The 16,262-nt window shown below is 49.4% G+C and carries 21 protein-coding genes; 11 read left to right on the top strand and 10 right to left on the bottom strand.

The features are described from left to right. Positions 1-434: 434 nt before the first annotated feature. Positions 435-749: a hypothetical protein gene (locus tag SYN9616_RS17970; protein ID WP_232200261.1), complete on the bottom strand. Its 315-nt coding sequence runs from the start codon at positions 747-749 to the stop codon at positions 435-437. A 737-nt stretch (positions 750-1,486) separates the two neighbouring features. On the opposite strand from SYN9616_RS17970, the gene SYN9616_RS0109180 reads away from it, so the two are divergent. The 3 genes from SYN9616_RS0109180 (at position 1,487) to SYN9616_RS0109170 (ending at position 3,281) form a co-directional block, all read left to right on the top strand. Beyond that, positions 1,487-1,876 (top strand): putative quinol monooxygenase, encoded by a 390-nt coding sequence (locus SYN9616_RS0109180; RefSeq protein WP_028952816.1) that lies wholly within the window; start codon positions 1,487-1,489, stop codon positions 1,874-1,876. An 89-nt stretch (positions 1,877-1,965) separates the two neighbouring features. Continuing rightward, entirely contained in the window at positions 1,966-2,265 is a 300-nt protein-coding gene (locus tag SYN9616_RS0109175) for a hypothetical protein (protein ID WP_028952815.1), read from the top strand. Between the two features lie 302 nt (positions 2,266-2,567). Further along, positions 2,568-3,281, top strand: a complete 714-nt coding sequence (locus SYN9616_RS0109170; RefSeq protein ID WP_028952814.1) for a CAP domain-containing protein — start codon at positions 2,568-2,570, stop codon at positions 3,279-3,281. Positions 3,282-3,433: 152 nt separating this feature from the next. Here the strand turns inward: SYN9616_RS0109170 and SYN9616_RS0109165 are convergent, their stop codons facing one another. From SYN9616_RS0109165 to SYN9616_RS0109155, 3 genes are all read right to left on the bottom strand, one after another. Further along, positions 3,434-3,628, bottom strand: a complete 195-nt coding sequence (locus SYN9616_RS0109165; protein ID WP_028952813.1) for a hypothetical protein — start codon at positions 3,626-3,628, stop codon at positions 3,434-3,436. 384 nt (positions 3,629-4,012) lie between these two features. After that, positions 4,013-4,168, bottom strand: coding sequence for a hypothetical protein (locus SYN9616_RS17335; protein WP_156918746.1), 156 nt, complete (start codon positions 4,166-4,168; stop codon positions 4,013-4,015). 37 nt (positions 4,169-4,205) lie between these two features. Continuing rightward, positions 4,206-4,676, bottom strand: a complete 471-nt coding sequence (locus SYN9616_RS0109155) for a hypothetical protein (protein WP_028952812.1) — start codon at positions 4,674-4,676, stop codon at positions 4,206-4,208. An 897-nt stretch (positions 4,677-5,573) separates the two neighbouring features. Here SYN9616_RS0109155 and SYN9616_RS17965 point away from each other — a divergent pair. Continuing rightward, positions 5,574-5,858, top strand: coding sequence for a hypothetical protein (locus SYN9616_RS17965; RefSeq protein ID WP_037990878.1), 285 nt, complete (start codon positions 5,574-5,576; stop codon positions 5,856-5,858). A gap of 396 nt (positions 5,859-6,254) precedes the next feature. Further along, the gene (locus SYN9616_RS15595) at positions 6,255-7,166 is read left to right on the top strand and encodes a tetratricopeptide repeat protein (RefSeq protein ID WP_232200712.1); all 912 of its coding nucleotides are present in this window, start codon (positions 6,255-6,257) and stop codon (positions 7,164-7,166) included. A gap of 696 nt (positions 7,167-7,862) precedes the next feature. Here the strand turns inward: SYN9616_RS15595 and SYN9616_RS0109130 are convergent. Next, complete coding sequence (locus SYN9616_RS0109130) at positions 7,863-8,234, bottom strand: AbrB family transcriptional regulator (RefSeq protein WP_028952811.1); 372 nt, start codon at positions 8,232-8,234, stop codon at positions 7,863-7,865. 745 nt (positions 8,235-8,979) lie between these two features. Between SYN9616_RS0109130 and SYN9616_RS16520 the strand changes: the two genes are divergently transcribed. Continuing rightward, positions 8,980-9,318: a DUF3104 domain-containing protein gene (locus SYN9616_RS16520; protein WP_084218399.1), complete on the top strand. Its 339-nt coding sequence runs from the start codon at positions 8,980-8,982 to the stop codon at positions 9,316-9,318. Between the two features lie 246 nt (positions 9,319-9,564). Then, positions 9,565-9,774, top strand: a complete 210-nt coding sequence (locus SYN9616_RS0109115; protein ID WP_028952808.1) for a hypothetical protein — start codon at positions 9,565-9,567, stop codon at positions 9,772-9,774. Positions 9,775-9,786: 12 nt separating this feature from the next. On the opposite strand, the gene SYN9616_RS18115 is transcribed toward SYN9616_RS0109115, so the two are convergent. Together SYN9616_RS18115 and SYN9616_RS0109100 are read right to left on the bottom strand one after the other, a co-directional pair. Then, positions 9,787-9,918 carry a hypothetical protein gene (locus tag SYN9616_RS18115; protein WP_255326794.1) on the bottom strand — a complete coding sequence of 44 codons (132 nt, stop codon included), beginning with the start codon at positions 9,916-9,918 and terminating at the stop codon, positions 9,787-9,789. Positions 9,919-10,669: 751 nt separating this feature from the next. After that, the gene (locus SYN9616_RS0109100; protein ID WP_232200256.1) at positions 10,670-10,894 is read right to left on the bottom strand and encodes a hypothetical protein; all 225 of its coding nucleotides are present in this window, start codon (positions 10,892-10,894) and stop codon (positions 10,670-10,672) included. A gap of 344 nt (positions 10,895-11,238) precedes the next feature. On the opposite strand from SYN9616_RS0109100, the gene SYN9616_RS17325 reads away from it, so the two are divergent. Continuing rightward, positions 11,239-11,493, top strand: coding sequence for a DUF2721 domain-containing protein (locus SYN9616_RS17325; protein ID WP_156918742.1), 255 nt, complete (start codon positions 11,239-11,241; stop codon positions 11,491-11,493). Between the two features lie 83 nt (positions 11,494-11,576). On the opposite strand, the gene SYN9616_RS0109090 is transcribed toward SYN9616_RS17325, so the two are convergent. From SYN9616_RS0109090 to SYN9616_RS0109080, 3 genes are all read right to left on the bottom strand, one after another. Further along, entirely contained in the window at positions 11,577-12,059 is a 483-nt protein-coding gene (locus tag SYN9616_RS0109090; RefSeq protein ID WP_028952805.1) for a hypothetical protein, read from the bottom strand. A 216-nt stretch (positions 12,060-12,275) separates the two neighbouring features. Beyond that, complete coding sequence (locus tag SYN9616_RS0109085) at positions 12,276-12,692, bottom strand: cupin domain-containing protein (RefSeq protein WP_028952804.1); 417 nt, start codon at positions 12,690-12,692, stop codon at positions 12,276-12,278. Positions 12,693-13,337: 645 nt separating this feature from the next. Next, positions 13,338-13,679 (bottom strand): hypothetical protein, encoded by a 342-nt coding sequence (locus tag SYN9616_RS0109080; RefSeq protein ID WP_028952803.1) that lies wholly within the window; start codon positions 13,677-13,679, stop codon positions 13,338-13,340. Positions 13,680-13,881: 202 nt separating this feature from the next. Between SYN9616_RS0109080 and SYN9616_RS0109075 the strand changes: the two genes are divergently transcribed. The 3 genes from SYN9616_RS0109075 to SYN9616_RS0109065 all read left to right on the top strand — a co-directional run bounded on the left by SYN9616_RS0109075 (position 13,882) and on the right by SYN9616_RS0109065 (position 16,230). Beyond that, positions 13,882-14,154 carry a DUF3764 family protein gene (locus SYN9616_RS0109075; protein ID WP_028952802.1) on the top strand — a complete coding sequence of 91 codons (273 nt, stop codon included), beginning with the start codon at positions 13,882-13,884 and terminating at the stop codon, positions 14,152-14,154. Positions 14,155-14,398: 244 nt separating this feature from the next. Then, entirely contained in the window at positions 14,399-15,805 is a 1,407-nt protein-coding gene (locus SYN9616_RS15590; protein ID WP_232200249.1) for an alpha/beta fold hydrolase, read from the top strand. Positions 15,806-15,912: 107 nt separating this feature from the next. Beyond that, positions 15,913-16,230 carry a DUF3303 domain-containing protein gene (locus SYN9616_RS0109065; protein WP_028952801.1) on the top strand — a complete coding sequence of 106 codons (318 nt, stop codon included), beginning with the start codon at positions 15,913-15,915 and terminating at the stop codon, positions 16,228-16,230. Positions 16,231-16,262 lie beyond the last annotated feature (32 nt).

Genomic DNA, 16,262 nt, shown 5'->3' with positions numbered 1-16,262 from the left:
AATATATCCCGAATCATATTGAATTCCTATTGTTTGATAATGTAAGTTCTGGGCTCTCACCTGGCAGAGGGCGAGAGGGTGGGCGCTGGAAGCGGGTTGAAGCCAGACTGTTGGCATGGCTAAAGACCAGATTCAGGTCACCATTGCCCTCTCTGACTACTCAAAGCTGAGAGCAGCACTTTTCAGGATCTGTTGTGGGAATGCACCTGAATAGGAAGAAGCTGCTTTGTTGCATGACCTGCTGAAAAAGCTAGATGGCAGTCGTGGACAGCTTCTAACTGGAAGCCTCTTGGATGAGCTGGGCTCCCGAAGCTGGATGCTCACAGTCACTGCCTGCGTCTTTACAGGCGTTGTTGGCGCAATCGGCGAAGCATCACGTAATGGACATGGGCTGGGATCCAGAAGTTAGACGACAGCCCACTTCGTTCTGCCAGTCAGGCTTGGACTTTGCGAAAGCTGGTTGAGTAAGGAAAGCGATATCCAACCTCCATCTCTTCCAATTGTTCTTCAGCCAGGTAAAGGCTACGGGCGCAGAAGCATACGTTCTCATCGCACACCACGAATTTGCCGTCTTCGATTCTTTGGATGGTTGAGCCTCGCGGTGTCTGAGCAATCAGTCCATCTGAAACCATTGAGCTTGATGAGAAATCTCCCCTGTCATGGCTCTGGTCGTCGTAGCCAAGTCGTAACAAGGCCCACAATTTTGAGGATTGAACCGTTTCTGGGTCCACTTCATAAAAAAAGGGCATGCCCTGCAGGTGTATGGACCACTAAAGCCTTGATCGACAAAGCCAGATGAGTCTTTTGACGGATAGTCCGGGTTGAATCCTCTTCCTATCAAGGGTCAAGTCGCCACAAGATCATGGACATGATGTTCTTCATTGGCATGAACATTGCCCTTCTTGGGCTGCTTGCCTATGGACTCGTTTCGGCTAAGGAAAAAATCCAGGCAGGGCGCAAGGAGATCATCTGATTAAACCCGCTAGTCCATGGAGCTAGCACCAATGGATCGTCACCGAGGAGCAGACGATCCTCAAAAACTGTCTGCCAGATGATTTCCGTGAACATCGCCCCAGCGGCAACGCCCACACCAGCCCGTTGTTCTGACCCCGATTGAGCCGGGTGGCGACCAGACACAAATCATGCTTATGAAGGATCGCTCACACATCCACCATCGGAAAAGCCTGATGGGGAAGTTTGGCTAGCCAGTCAAACCACGAACAGCGTCTTGGCCAATGAGAATGGTGGCTTGCTTAGCCCTTTCAAAGCGTTAATCGACGACTTAAGCCAAGCGGGTGAGCCTGCAGACATTCACTGGCGACGGCCGGAAATCTAATTCCGCAATCCAGGCAGCGAAGGCTTCTGCACAACGCAATCAAGACCTGGCAGAACGTGCTGAAAACTGGCTTGCGGCCCTTTTCTCTCCTGTCAAATGAGCGGACGTGTGCCTGAATTTATGGAACACTCGGGCATTGCTTGTGAGCAAATGGCAAGTTTTGACAAGACCACTCCCTTCATGTTGCTAGCGCGAATCCAAGTCAAGCCAGGTTGTGTGGATGCGTATCTGGAGCTTGCCCGCATGACCGATGCAGCAGTTCAGGCTTCTGAGCCAGGCATGATTCACCACACATTTGATCAGGATCCAGACGATCCCCAAGCGTTCGTGTGGTCAGAGGTCTACGCCAATGATGAGGCTTTCAGCGCCCATGTCTCTAATCCTCCTGTTCAGGAGTATCTGAAGAGGCATGCCGAGTTTGGAGATGGCTTCAGCGTTGAGGTTTACGGCACCGTCGGCGATGAGTGCCGAAAGCTGATGGAGTCATTTGGCCTACCACTCAAAATTTTCGAAACCAGGCTCGGATACAGCAGGGTCTAAACAGGCTGGCGGCCTGCGCACGATCAGTGTGGTGAGACACATCACAACGCAATTGTCCCTGAGATGATGACTGGAGATGACTTTCTCTAGTGGCTGCCACCTACCTCAACAACGTCCGAGTGCGCTGCAAAGAGGGTTGCGAGGACAAGTTCATCGCAGAGACAAAACAATGGGTTAATCCTGAGGGGATGTTGGATGCCTACTGGGCAAAAACAGGAGAGCGCAGCTACTGCTTTGTAGGTCTATGGGAAAGCGAAGAAAAACTGATCGCTGCCCGCCCGCTCATGATCGAACATCTGAACAAGGTTCGCGACTTCTTTGAGGAGCTTTCTCCAGATCTTGGTGTCACAGATCCAGTGTCGGGATCAGTGGTGACTCATAAAGCCTGATCACAGGCTGGCCTGTAACGACGCCGTCCAACAGCTCCAGCAGCAAACGTCGTCATACTTGAGAGTTTAATTGAATCAATAGCGATAAATCAACGCCTCCTGCTTCTCTCTTTCGATTGAATGTTCAGCCCAGTTTCATGGGTGTGCATTCCTAGATCGGTGTTTTACGGAATCTCAGATGTCGTTCATACCATTCTTTAGGGTAATTGCATCATCAAAGCCATTCTGAATATTCCCTGAGAACGGCTGAGGAAACCCTGAAAACAACGTTTTTTGTCCTTTCCGTCGATTAAGACATAAAGATGACGTTCACTCTCTTAAGCAAGGGTTCCTTCAAGGATTCGCTCTCCACTGGTGGGGAAGAGCTTCAGGTTCCCATTGAGATCGATAGTGACCATCACTTCAGCCTTCAAATCAAATCTCGTGGCAATTGGCCCCTTGTGTCGATTGCATCCAGTTCAGGTGGCTTGGTTCAGGATCCTTCGTCCTACGGCAGTGATCAGGCGCGCACAGGGCTGATCGATCCCAACCGCATTGGCGATCAGCCTCTGGTGGCCAATGTTTCGATGCAGGGAGGTCGAACGGGTCGGTTCAAGTTGAAATTGGTGGATCTAGGCAACCTTGATGACATCCGGGATGAGGTGATTCGGTACACCAACAAGCGGCGACGTAAGCATGGTTTGGACCGGCTGTCTGGTGACATCCTCTTGCATCAGGCGGCCCAGGGCCACGCTGATGAGATGGATGCTGTTGGCCGTTATCTTGGGCATGACAGCGTTGATGGTCGAGACCCCGGTGATCGGATTGACGAAGCCGATTATCTCTGGCGTGCTTACAGGGAAAATGTGGCCAGTGGTCAACCTACAGCGAAGCAGGTGGTGAAGGCCTGGATGCAGAGCCCCGGCCATCGCGCCAACATTCTGAGCGACAACGTTTCAGAAATCGGTATCGGTTTTGCGATTGACGACCAAAGTGGAAGCTCTTACTGGGTTCAGAAGTTTGCAGCTCCTCTGTAACCCTGGTTTCGTACGTGTGACACATTGCCTTACTCGTAAAGACGGCATCTCTGTTTTGTCGTTATTCGATAAATATGTACAGGTAAAAGAAACCCCACCATTGCTGACGGAATGGTGTGTGTGAGGTTTTGTATTGCTTTCAGCCGCGTGCCTTAGGCATCAGGCTTCCCGACGTTTGAATCTGGTTTTGCATCATCTGATTTGGTTGGACTGATGAGGTGTTCGTACAATTCAAAGGCTTCTTGATGCTCGTCGATCCCAGAACTATCAACCCATTGAGCATTGCCGATATCGATGAGAAATTTCTTGATCTCGGAGAAATGCCACTGAGAAGGAAAGGTAAGCATTGTTAAAAAAGAATGTGAGGCTATTGGCCCATGCCTCGACTATCATCTTTTGATCTTCAAAAGACAACTCATATCCTCATAGAGTTTGCTGAGAATCAGCTGTATTCAGCTGTTTTGTCCCTCAAAAGAACGACAGGTTCACAACTAGATGCCAGCCTAGCAAACGATCACGCTCCACCTCAGGCTGGCCAATGCATCTCAGTTCAATAGACAGCCAGCACCCTTAGGAAGTCAAGAGTCATGCATGTGTCGATGGTCGTTGAACAGATGCATGCGTCCCAAAGTGTTCACCAACTGTTGCGCTGTTGGACGACGGCAAACAAGAAATACCGTTATTACTGAAAAGCTTATTGTCTCCAGATTTGAAATCACAGACGTCAGACATTAGCACTGATCCTTCACCCATTTAGCAGAAACTTTATCTCCAAGATCTGCTGCTTTTCGCCAATCACTGCAAGCGCCTTTGAAATCAGCCATGCTTTCTTTAAGCAGGGCATGAGCGCTGTAATTCAATTCATTTAAAGAGTCAATGGTTGCCACTGTGTCAAAATCAGAAAGTGCGCCTTGCTAATCACCATTAAGGAATTTCCTGCTGAATCAAGCCAATCAGCTGCTGCTCTGAGTCGGCTCCAAACAGAAGATCGTCACTATTACCCTCGCGACATGAATAATCGATGAGCACACTTGGCCATTCGTCGTTGGTTCCAAGTTCAACAACCATCTTGTTTGAAGTAAGATTAATCGTATAGCTGGTAATTGTTTGATATTCGTCATCCTCGCCTTTGATAAAGGTAATTTTTTCTTCGGAAATTTCTACTTCCCCTGCGTTCCACCAGTTCCGATTGCTAAAGCCGCCGTAATCAGCAGTGATTGTCTGACCAGGCTCATCCACCCTGATATCGATACTGCCTCCCCCTGGGTTGGTGCAGTGGAGCTCCAGTGTGGATTGAGCGGAAGTCTCGTTCGCATTCTTGGAAGATGCCGTGACCATGATGGGAAGAGTAAGGCTCATCGCAGTGGCTATGACTGTGTAAATGATCCATTTCATGCGCTCAGGCAACACTGGCTCTATTTTTAATTCATTCTAATCACTTGTCGTTTGCTGACTGGGATGTTATTTGGAATAAAAATATTCAATCTCGTGCAGTCGCTAACAAATTCTGGAATGGGACTCCGCTTCGTCCGAAGGCATCTGGTTTGGGATGAATCTCTGCTTTTTCGCAGGGACACTCCAGAATGGATTGAATTCTCAGGGATCTTCAGTTGGCTGCAAAAGCGAAGTGTTGGCTTTGGTTTCGTGGTGGCTTGAACGACGGTAGTAGCTGGAAGGGAGGCTGGTTTGGAACGCCTTCACCACTTGGTGGGGTGCGTGTCGAAAATTTTGACTACGTAGCCTGTCGCGTCCCTGAGTGGAGAGTCGCTTGGGAGGAACCAAAAGATTTGAACGAGGCTCCAGTGATTCCAGAGAATGCTCAGTGGAGGCTCTTTCCTACGGAGTGATTGAAAAGGAATGAAACAACGATCTTTCTTTCTCCTGTCTTAATTCCTTTCAGGCAGCTTCATGGCTTACAGCAACGGCAGATGGATGTTGTACTGATGACGAATTCATGCAGGCCACCGCACCCTTTCGTGCAATCAGTGCATCACTTGGACGGATCTTATTGGTTCCCCCTTCGCTGACCGATGATGTCTCGTTTGGCTCTGGGGCAAGACAAGGCAGGAGACCAATGACGCGAACTGGCCAATCAATTTGATCGCAAGCCAGTTCCTCTGAATAGGCCATAAAAAGAGGACCGGTGTGTGTAAACCGATCCTCCTGCCCTACGCATACCCGGCCTCACCACAAGTCCGGGCAATCAGCTACGGCCTATGAACCTCACCGACAGATCAAGTCTCAACTGATGCAGAAGAATTGACATCCCCCAACTGAGGGATCTTTCAAACCTTGCTCAGCTCTGCTTCAACGCTGCAGCTTGAACGTTTGTTTGAAGGTTTTCAGAAAACTGAGAACCGTCATCGCCATCGACTCATTGGCTTACGCACCAGCATCATCACATCCTGCAAACGAAATTCCACCGGATCATCTAAACCATCAGTCTCGCTGCCTTTCACTCCAATCGCCAGCACAACCACGACAGTTGCCATTGAGAGCCAAGTCATGGGTACGGTCAGCGAGATCTCTTTGGCTTACCTGCGGCGATCTCAGTCACCCTTTTTTGCGGCCGGCTGAGGTTGACTTCATCGTCCTCTGTGCTGCTCAAGAACGCTTAGCCGGCAAGCGCGGTGACATCGAATCGATGATGCAGCTCTTGCAAAAGCCTCTTTTGAACTGACTTCTCGTGGATTGTCTGTATCGAATATTGAAATAGCTGATCGCTACATCTTCGCAGCACAGCTCGTGGTGTGACAGATCCAAGCCTTCACCTCACAGGACGCGGAACTGCCACCGTTAATAAAGTCCTTCCGACCGTAGTTACAGAGGGCATTGGCTGTGGTCGATTGTGGTTTTCAGAGTGCTGCTGATTGCCTCACAAAAGATGGCTGTAAATCAACAACTAGGTAGTATTTAATTCATCAAAAGTAATCAAGACAAAAGATGTTTCTACGGACTATCCCTTTGGCTGCAGTGCTTTCTATAATCGCTCTTGGATCTCCATTGATCACAGGATGCACTAACCCTGTTGCAACCATCTATTTTAATAGTGGAGAAGCGAAATATGATCGAGAAGATTACCAGGGTGCGCTGGCTGATTACGCAAAATCAATAGAAATTAACCCAAAAGATGCTCTTGTCTATTTAAGGCGTGGTGAGATTGATCAAAAGCTAGAGAATTATCAAGCAGCAATCATCGAGTACGACAAGGCGTTGGAGCTTGACCCGAAAATTGCCGGAGCCTTTATCAATCGTGGCAGTGCTAAAAATGCTTTGAAAGATTATCAAGGGGCACTGGATGATTTGCAAAAAGGATTTGCGATTACTCCGCCGAATAAGCTTGAACCATTTGATTATTTAGCTCGTGGCATTGCTAAAAATGGCTTGAAGGATTACGACGGAGCCATTTCGGACTATACCAAGGCAATAGAGCTTGATTCGGAATATGCCGACGCTTATAACAATCGCGGAAATGCAAAGAATAATCTAGGAGATTATGAAGCGGCCATAAGAGATTATGATAAATCGATTGAGTTTGGTTCAGAGGATACATTCGCTTATACCAATCGCTGCAGAGCTAAAAATCAACAGAAAAATTATGAAGCAGCGCTTTCTGACTGCAAAAAAGCGCTGCAAATTAATCAGGAAGACTCCCAAGCCTATAATAATTTGGGAGTTGCTAAGTTCCATCTAGGAGAATATAAAGCGGCAATCGCTGATTTCACCAAGGCGATAGAGATTGATCCGCAGCATGAGTGGGCGCACAACAATAGAGGCATCGCGTATACACAACTGGATGATCGTGAAAATGCCTGCTCCGACTGGAAAAAAGCAGCTGAGCGTGGAAGGGCCCAAGCTGCTGAATGGGTTGGGGAGTTTTGTTAATGACGACTTAAATGCTTTGCAAGCTATTAACATTACGTTCTTCTTCTCGACGATTGCGGTCATGCAGTTCTTCAGCAAAATCAGCATTGTTGTTTTTCCTCGCCATTCCAGGTGAGGTTTACCCAGAAATTGTTGGTGCAGAAGAGGAGGCTTCGTGGATGGGGGAGGTGATTTTCTGGACGTCTCAGCACGAGACCCCAAGGCTCCGAGCCTGGTTCAAGTGGCTGATGTCGATCACAAGTGAGTGCGTAGGCGTACGACCAAGCGAGACATCGGCGGACACTGTTCATTGCCTTCCAATGATCGGAAGCCAAACCCCTTATGGATTTGTCTTTTCTGTTCCCACTCTCGTGTTCAATGATCGTTAGTGTCGCATTTCAATCGACGAGACGCCGCTTCCACTGAGCATTCTCTGGAATTACTGGAACTTTCTTTCAGTCCACTGGCTCCTTCCATGCCACTCGCCACCAAGCAACGCGGCAGGGTGCACGGTCGACGTTTTCAATACGCACTCTGCTAATCGGAAAAGGCGTGCCAGACCAACCACTCACCCAGCGGCTGTCGTCTCTCAGATCCCTTCGAAACCAGACCCAACACTTCACTTTTGCCAGTCAATCGAGGCCTTTAAGGAAGGCATCCATTCTGGGAGGTTCCTCCAAAAAAATAGAGGTTCCTCCCAAAACCGCCGCTGTCAAGTCACTCTTCGGTTTCTTCAGCGCCACCCTCAGGAATAAGGCGAATGGCTTTTTTACCAAGCTTGATCTCGAAATTATCGCCAGGGCTCAGGTCCAGCATTGCTGTGTAGGCCTTGCCGATCAGCAGGTTTCCATTCCCCTGAACGGTCGCAACAAAGCTCAACTTGCGGCCACCCTTGCCGACACCAGCTTTGCCATCAGATGCCAAGGTGACGCCTTTGGCTTCAAGGAGAGATTCGTAAAAAGCCGTGAAATTAAGACGCTCTCCACCGTCCTTTTTGGTGGAGACATAGCCGCAAGCCCTTACAAGATCAGACTTGGAAACGTCGCCTAGATCTTTGACCTTCGCAAGGAGTTCGGATCCAGTCAGCATGAAAATTGTTTGACTCTCTTTTTATCGTGCCACATGACTTTGTTTTTTGCCAAGAAACCAGTTTGATTTCTTGAATACCATGTTGACGTAGATGGAATGCCGATCCCCAGCTCTATCTGGCCTCTTCTGTTGTCTTGCTTCCAGGCATGACGCCTGCAAGTCGTCCTTGTCAGGGCGTGATTAGAACCAAAAGCGTTGTTGTGGTTCCAATCCCAAGCCAGAGCTTTTTGGGACCAGTAGTTCGACATAACTCCCTTTCGTGCTGTCGTAATGACACGAGACTCTCTTGACCCCCATTTCCTGCCCCTTCTCCTGACATGCATTCATGGCTGCGGATTCATCCTCATAGGCGTTGGGATTGAGTGCTTTACAGCTCGTCAACAGGAGGACGCCCAGTAGAAAAAAGACATTAATGGTTCTTCTCACGTTCTCTTATTCGCTCTGTGCAGACTAGTCAATCAGCAATCAGAAGCCTTTAAGCATCTGCTCCAGCGCATCAGGTTCTTCTGCCGGAGGGCCATGAAACGCAGCTTGAATTCTTGTGCTTGTGCAGCATCTCGATCAATACCTGGACAAAGCGCTTCTCGCGTTGCTTGAACGTCTTCGCCCGAGCTTGACCACCTCTTTTCCCAAGCTACGGTCGGTGCGTCACACCATATGTAGCGCTACCCCTCCGGCATTATTGGGATGTCAACGGTCTCGTTGCACTACGGGTAGCGATCTGTGGATTTAGGGAGCCATGCCGATGAAAACCTCAACCAAGCAGAGCAAGAACGTTTGCACTAGTGTTGATTTCATAGGCTTCGATCATGCAGCTCAAGCTCAACTTGAGCAGAAGCCAGCCTTTTTTGATTTGAAGCTCGGTGATACGGTCATCGTCTGGGACCATTCCAGGCGTGGTGCAATCGTTCCACGCATGAGGGCATGGGACTGGTGGTGGATGGGGCAAGTGATTTCCCTTGAATGCTCAGCCAGCGATCCCAAGCTCCCAATCTTGGCTCAGCTGGCTGATGTCGATACAGGCGTAATCCGCTGGGTTAATGTGAATTGTGTTCAGGAAGTGTTGATGCCCATTACAAATTAATTCACATGTGTATGACGAAGCTCTTGATCCTGTTCGCCTCAGTCCTGATTGGACTAACCGGAAATGAGATCGTTCTTGCTTCCCAGGATCGGTACTACAATTCTGTAGCCATTCCAGTAAGTGACGAGGGCAGTTGAGTTTCATTTGATCACTGGAGATAGAGCCGAAGATAGTGATGTGTTACTACTTTCATCTGTTCGTTTTTCGTTGATTTAAAGCCTACTCAAACACTTAAGCGTCCACGTCATGAAAATTGTGCAGGTTGTCCGGGTTGCTGTCGTTACTGTTCTCGTTGCGTTGTTGTGGGTTTTGGGGGATCCAGCCTTGGCGGTGGTGGCGGGGATCATTTCGGTTGGTGTTTTTAGTGTTGCCAGCCTTCGGCCCAAACCACGTTGGATCAAGGCCTTTTGGTCCTATTGCAAGGACGTCGGCCAGAAAGAGCGTTGGATCCCGTGAAACCGCAGCACTTCAGTCGTCTTTTGGTGGCTTAATCAACTCACCTGTTTGTAACGAAACAACGGCGAAACTACCGACGAACACCAGAGCAACGATGATCAGAAATGCTGCTGTGATGTTGCTGATTTCCAGTTGACCAAGCATGAACCCGAAATGAACTGACATCTAAAACAGTCACTCAGGCAAATCTTAGTCCGAACCATCCGAACTCCATCGTCATGAGCTCAATAGAGGACGATTTTAACTAAAAATTATATTATTGGGTTGTTGATGGTCATTAGTGTGCGTTGAGATTTCTTGTGCAAAATTATGGTCGCTCAAGCTGATACTGTTTCGAAAAGGTTTTGCATGCAAGCAGATTATAGGCTTTATTGTTGAGGCTTAAGATCGGTTTGTGTCTGCTGCAAGTAGTTAATTTATCAATCAGGCTTCCCGACAAGGGATTAGTGGCAGTTAATCCTGAGTGCAGTATCTCCTGTGGAGCCTGGGATGACGTCCCTCCACTTGAAAGTTCCAGATTGCCTGTTTCTCCAGTTTTTGCAGTCTGCCACGGATTTAAGTGCATTGTTAATCCTTGAAGTGTCGAATGGGGGCGCTCTATATCGCCCGTTATATTTTAAAGGTTTAATGGATCTCGGTTCATCCCCTGAGGCGGTAACAAAGCCCTATTTATATCTGGCATTTCCAGGGTTGTTCTACTGATGCATGATGCAATGCGTGGGTCTCTATTACGTCAACACATCGTCTCAGTTCTGTATTTCCATGACATTACCCATGAGTGGAATATCCAGGAGACCCCAGTCGCCTATTCGATCCTTGACCGTATGTTGTTTGTTTCCAGTGAAAAGTATCTTCTCCGCCAAATATTATTGGTTTTCTTGTTGTACCTCAACGCTCAGGCAGCAGCCTGCTCAGTGATGTTCCTCAGGGCTTTTTCTTGGAGTTGCTGAACGGCGCAGAGGGCCTCGTGTGCAGGCCAGCCATGGTTGTTCATCAGCTCCTCCACCAGGTAGTCGGGGGAGTTGGAGATTCTTGCATTCAGTTCAGCGACAGCCCTGTCATCACGGGCAAGTGCGTCGAGTCGGAGTGAGCGGAGTCTTTGGGCAGATGGCTGTTTCATCCACCCACTTTGCATGGCGGCAGTTTTGGAGGTTCCAAATCGAGGCTGGGTATGCAGCCTCCGGTAGGGGCGAGGGCCTCTTTGGGACCACCCTGCCTTGGCCTGCCCCACCCCACCCCCTCGGTGGTTGGGGTGCCGCAAAGCGCTCGGTGGTACGTCTGAGTGCAGGGCTTCAGAGGCCTTGTGATGGGCTCAAAGTGGCTCGATAACCATGAAGCGACCCTCCATAGAGGGATGCTCATGAGCGGCGCATGCGCTGTCCAAGTGATGGCCTTGGTTTTGTTGTGAACAATCTGTGCAAGCCATTTCCATGTGGCCATTGCCTGGATTTCTAAATCTCTCTCATGATGTGTATTTATGGAAGAAGGCGCAGATCTTTGAACTCGCTAATGAGGTCTATCCAATTGGTCACGGTGGTGATTTTTTTGACGGCAATTGATGTGATCGTTCTTTTTATTGGTACCGTGACGCCTTCGAACTTATCGGGCTTTGTTCTGCCGATGGTTGCTGTTGCAATGGTTTGTTCGATCTGCTCATCTCTACTCTTTCTCAAAGAGCTCTCAATTGCATCGAGGGAATTTCATGTTGATTTTGATTGAATTAGATGCCTGCCGAGTGAAATATTTGCTCGGCTAAAAAATCCTGGGATTGGTTGCGGGAAGAAAGAACTTATAATGTCTTTTTATTTGTACGAGATGGGATTTTGTGCCATTTGCCATGCTTTTTTTGTTATCAGGACGAACATGCGGTCCAGGGAATATCCAGCTAGTAATGTTGCTATCACTCCAGTAAAGAATTCAATAATTGAGGCAAAAAGAAAAGCTGCATAGTATGGGCTATCGCTTAGCTGCCCGACAGCTCGGTCAAGACCTAGATCAACAATTTCAATGATCGCTGCTGACATCATGAAGAATGAGATGAATAAGAATTGTTCGGCTATTTCAGGTTCGTTCATGCTTACTAGCAGTCGACTCAGCCCAATCTGGACGTTGGCAAGCAGGAAAAAGATGGCAGACATCGCCAAGTGGCTGATATCTTTTGCGATCAAGAGTTCGACTCCTTCGATGGCAATATTGATGCCAATGGCTATCCAGAGCAGCCATCTCAATCCAATTAAAATGACGATCAGTGATTTGTTAATGCTTTTTGAGTCGAATTTAAACATTGAATCTTGAAAATGTTGATTGCATCATGTTGCCCCAGCCTTGCCAGCTTGGTAGCGGTCGTACTCATTGAGTGGCTTGGTGGTGCCAGAAATTCTGTGGTTAGACCGCTAAGTTTGGTTATTTTCAATGTCTTGAATCAATAATGTTTGATGGCTTAAAACCCCTCAGCAGATCGAGCTGGTAAGGTCTACTGAGGGATGAACAACAGAAACAGATCAGGCTGCGATTGTGACGCCGGCCTTGGTCACGATCTCAACAACCTTGGCCATGTCGCTCAGTTGTTCCTGGTTGGTTTTCAGGGCTTTGAAGACTTCTTCGACCCCGCCGGGTTGGCCGACCATCACGTAACGACAAAAATCGCCACTTGGTGTTGGCGCGTGAACCGTTCCTGCTTTGACCTGGTGACAGCTACCAGAGTTGATCACGGTGGAGTCTCCGTTCAGATTGAGGTCAAGGGCTCCTTCGAGCACCAGGTAGGTTTCATCCCAGGCATGGGTGTGTGGTGGTTGGCCGACACCACCGGGAGTTGCGAATTCAACAACGCTGTACTGACCTCCGGTCTGCTCTGCGGTGAGTTGAAGTGTGATCGAGTCCCCGAGAACATTGCAGACCTCAGGTTGATGGGCGGACATGGAGCGACAAGTTGATGGGATGCGGTGACACTATCCATCGTTGCCAGAACGCACGCGGTGTCGGTCCAGACCATGTCTTGAAACTTGGCAATGCACCGCGTTCCTGCGGCCGTGTGGATAGAGGCTGTTGAGACAGCCACTGTGTTTGTTGCCGGTTCGATGCCTCGGCCATGGCCCTTCGATTCAACTTTTGCGTCTCACAAGGCTGATGAGTGCGCTTAGACCAGCGAGCTTGTTTACATTCCTTTACATTTGCGCTAAGCTGCCGTTATCTTGCTTTTCTGCAGTATGTCTGACTACACGACCGCAATCGCAGCTTTGATCGTCGTTACTGTTGCTCTGTCTGCGGCAGTTGTCTACATCCTTGCTCAGCCAACGGATCTTCCTGTTCTGAAGAAGGCTCAGTCGGATAACTGATTGCGCCGATTTAGGTTAAATCTTGATTTTTAGCACTGCCTCCCCACCCTTTGTCTATTTGCGTTTAACCTATGATTCGGTTTAACAATTACCCACTTTGGATTTGATTTTGCTCGCTTAAAATTCCACGATCTTGGATAATCAATTTTTTTGGCTTAATGAAACGAGATTAATTTGAGAGTTATTTTGGGTTGCGGGCTTTAAGCGATATTGACTTGTTTGTTTTAATTAAAATTTTCTTAGATATGGAGTGCCGCCGGCCAGTTCGACGTTGATTTCTCGGCAAATATTCATCCATGCATCGAGTCCGAAATTTACGCCCATTGGACCATCGATAAAATTCTGAAATTCTGCAAGGCTGATGCCCTCGCGAACCTCCCAGATGCAGAAGGCAGGTCCCTCTGGTGCAATCGGGCAGAACGCATGGTTATAAAAACCCGCTTCAAGATTTCTGGCGACCGCCTCGTCCCAGCCGCCACCGGGAGCCATGGCGGCTTGGGCTGTTTCCCACCATGTCTGCGATTTCCCAGCGCGGAACTCGTGTTGAACGTGGAAAAATTTCGAAGCCATCAGGTTGTGCTGTGAGCTTGTCGATTGTGGCGGATTGCTCTCATGATCCGGTATTCAAAGTTGCAAAGTCCTAATTGGCCTGCTATCGCCTGGATCGTTTGGGCTGTTCCTCGCCAAGAGCCCACCGTCTCTTTCCACTGTCACAGTTGCTCCCGACAACGTCGATTTCCAATGTTTGACTTGCGCGAAAGTTTTTGAACCTATGGAAACCACGGTCTGGACCTTCAGTCTGAGCGTTCCCTTCGCCGAATGGGCCGCGATTTACGACAGTGAGGATGTGGCCAAGATGCATGCCGATGCAGGTATCCAATCATTGTTTCGAGGCGTGAGCAAAGAGGATCCCTCTAAGGTCTGCGCTGTCCAGAAAGCTCCTGTTGGTGTTGCTCAAAAGCTTTTTGAAGACAACAAGGAGATGATCGCTGGTGCTGGCCATGTCATCGAGAGCACGGTGATCCATGCCTATGCCGATGCCTGATTGATTGCCCTTTTATCCCATTTCTGCGATGGGCAGCAAATGCCGATGATGTGCCGACGTCGTCGTTCACATTTAAGACTGCTGACGTTCGTGTTCGATCACCTCAATTTCCTGCAAGCGTGAGCATTATCTGCTGGTTCGTGCATTGAAGAACTGTTATCGAGGCGCAGTTCTCGCTGCGCTTCTGAGCACATGCAGCCTGGTTACACCTTTAAGTGCCAGAAACCATCAGCAGCCCAACGCCTTGGATTGGCAGCCCTGTCAATCGGGAGCTCCCGCAAAGCTTGGTTTCGAGTGCGCCCGTTTGTTGCGTCCTTTGCGTCACAACAAGCTCGATGGTCCGCAGATTGAAATTGCGGTGTATCGACTTCCGGCGAGCGGAACGGCTGATCAAAGGTTGGGAGCCCTGTTCTTCAACCCCGGTGGACCTGGCCAGCCAGGGGGCTCTAGTGCAAATAATGCTTTTTTGATTCCACAAGAGTTACGTCAGGCATTTGATTTTGTGACCTGGGATCCTCGTGGACTTGGTGCGTCGACGCCGAGTCTCACCGGTTGCAACGTTGGTCCTGTCAGGCGGCCGGCGACTGGGCCAGTGGACTGGCAGCAGGTGCTGAACCAGAGGCGGCAGGAATTAGGAGATGCCAATCGGGCCTGCATTAAGACCCATCGCGAGCTCGTGACAGCGATGGGAACGGTTGAGAACGTTCATGATTTAGACGCTTTACGTGTAGCGCTTGGTGACACGAAGCTCACGTACTGGGGGGTCTCCTACGGAACGGTGATCGGCTCAACCTACGCAGCTCTTTACTCAGACAAGATTCGCGCTCTGGTGCTGGATGGAAGTGTCGATCCCTGGATCGATCTCTTCGGCTTGAGTGAGTCATCAGTGGCACCGGATGACGCCACCAGATTTTTTCTTGCTCTCTATCCAGATCTGGCTCCCAAACTTGCCCGTGTGCTCGATCGTCTGGAATTGAGCCCAATCACCCTGCAGAACGGTGGTTCATACACACGTTGGGATGTTCTGGATCCTCTGCAGAACTTCGTCACCCTGCCAGACATGATTTCAGGGCCCTTCGCACGCACTCTGATTGAGACAGTTGATCGGGCGCTGTTCGGTACATCAACAGAACAAATAGCTGCAATCAAGAGGCTGGAGCACCCGTTATTGCGTTCTCCAGAGATCGATAGGAATGCTGGCGCAGGATTTGCGGCTGTGACTTGTCAGGACTTTCCGCAGCGTGTTCCCGTCAAGCGTCAACAGCAGCAGCTCAAACGGATCCTTGTGCAGGCACCGGTTCATGGAGGTTCTTTAGGCGCTAATTTTCTGGCGCTTTGCAGTGGCTACGAGAATCTGCCGACCCTGAATCCCATCCCAAGAGCTCCCTTCCCAGAAGCGGATGTTCCAGGTTTGATTGTTGGTTCCAGTTGGGATGGATCGACTCCATGGGTCTGGTCGACGGCCATGGCCAGAGCATTCCCCGCCATGCGGACGGTCCAAACCGTTGGGTCACAACATGGAACGGTGATCGGAGTGCAGTCAAGTTGTGTTCGTTCAGTGGTGAGTAAGTACTTGCTCAGCGCAGAGGTTCCCCGCCTCGATGTGACCTGTCCCTATGAACCCCCAAAAGTTGAGCAGGAGTTTCCGTGATCCTGGAAGGCCTGTATCCAACCCTTGCGGTGGGCGGAGTACCTTGAATTGCTCAATTGTGTCTTGATCAGGGTTCGATGCAGCTATAAATAAAAAAAGGTTTGGTCATGCAGCACTACTTGATTGTTTGGACGTTCCCTACGGTTGAAAGTTCTTGGTCGTCCTGCCCTGGATTCGCCGATTACATCAATGCCGGCTGCCCAGGTGACCGGTTCGAAGGGTTTGAGTTGGTTTATCGCGTTTGTGAGCCAATTAGTGGCAGTGGAGTGGCAATTGCCAAGGCCAGTGATATTGGCAAGGTTTGGACACATCTTGGCCCCTGGATTCAGGGTTTTGGTATCCAGTTTGAGGTGAACGCGGTTGTCTCCGATTCTGAATTCGCTGCACTGTGGCCAGGTGTTCAAGCTGCTGCTGCCGTTGACTGATTGCCTGTGTTGTTATTTCGCTGAGTTCTGCA

The sequence above is a fragment of the Synechococcus sp. CC9616 genome (genome assembly GCF_000515235.1).
In the GTDB taxonomy this organism is placed as follows: Bacteria; Cyanobacteriota; Cyanobacteriia; order PCC-6307; family Cyanobiaceae; genus Parasynechococcus.
This window is presented reverse-complemented; position numbering and strand designations above follow the sequence as displayed.

Bases quoted from the DNA above. Each gene is read 5' to 3' on its own strand.
- SYN9616_RS0109180 (WP_028952816.1), top strand. From the start codon at position 1,487: ATGGCAAGTTTTGACAAGACCACTCCCTTCATGTTGCTAGCGCGAATC.
- SYN9616_RS0109100 (WP_232200256.1), bottom strand. From the start codon at position 10,894: ATGAAACAGCCATCTGCCCAAAGACTCCGCTCACTCCGACTCGACGCA.
- SYN9616_RS17970 (WP_232200261.1), bottom strand. From the start codon at position 749: ATGCCCTTTTTTTATGAAGTGGACCCAGAAACGGTTCAATCCTCAAAA.
- SYN9616_RS0109085 (WP_028952804.1), bottom strand. From the start codon at position 12,692: ATGTCCGCCCATCAACCTGAGGTCTGCAATGTTCTCGGGGACTCGATC.
- SYN9616_RS0109155 (WP_028952812.1), bottom strand. From the start codon at position 4,676: ATGAAATGGATCATTTACACAGTCATAGCCACTGCGATGAGCCTTACT.
- SYN9616_RS18115 (WP_255326794.1), bottom strand. From the start codon at position 9,918: ATGCTTGGTCAACTGGAAATCAGCAACATCACAGCAGCATTTCTGATC.
- SYN9616_RS17325 (WP_156918742.1), top strand. From the start codon at position 11,239: ATGATGTGTATTTATGGAAGAAGGCGCAGATCTTTGAACTCGCTAATG.
- SYN9616_RS0109075 (WP_028952802.1), top strand. From the start codon at position 13,882: ATGGAAACCACGGTCTGGACCTTCAGTCTGAGCGTTCCCTTCGCCGAA.
- SYN9616_RS0109090 (WP_028952805.1), bottom strand. From the start codon at position 12,059: ATGTTTAAATTCGACTCAAAAAGCATTAACAAATCACTGATCGTCATT.
- SYN9616_RS16520 (WP_084218399.1), top strand. From the start codon at position 8,980: ATGAAAACCTCAACCAAGCAGAGCAAGAACGTTTGCACTAGTGTTGAT.
- SYN9616_RS0109130 (WP_028952811.1), bottom strand. From the start codon at position 8,234: ATGCTGACTGGATCCGAACTCCTTGCGAAGGTCAAAGATCTAGGCGAC.
- SYN9616_RS0109165 (WP_028952813.1), bottom strand. From the start codon at position 3,628: ATGCTTACCTTTCCTTCTCAGTGGCATTTCTCCGAGATCAAGAAATTT.
- SYN9616_RS0109080 (WP_028952803.1), bottom strand. From the start codon at position 13,679: ATGGCTTCGAAATTTTTCCACGTTCAACACGAGTTCCGCGCTGGGAAA.
- SYN9616_RS0109170 (WP_028952814.1), top strand. From the start codon at position 2,568: ATGACGTTCACTCTCTTAAGCAAGGGTTCCTTCAAGGATTCGCTCTCC.
- SYN9616_RS0109065 (WP_028952801.1), top strand. From the start codon at position 15,913: ATGCAGCACTACTTGATTGTTTGGACGTTCCCTACGGTTGAAAGTTCT.
- SYN9616_RS0109115 (WP_028952808.1), top strand. From the start codon at position 9,565: ATGAAAATTGTGCAGGTTGTCCGGGTTGCTGTCGTTACTGTTCTCGTT.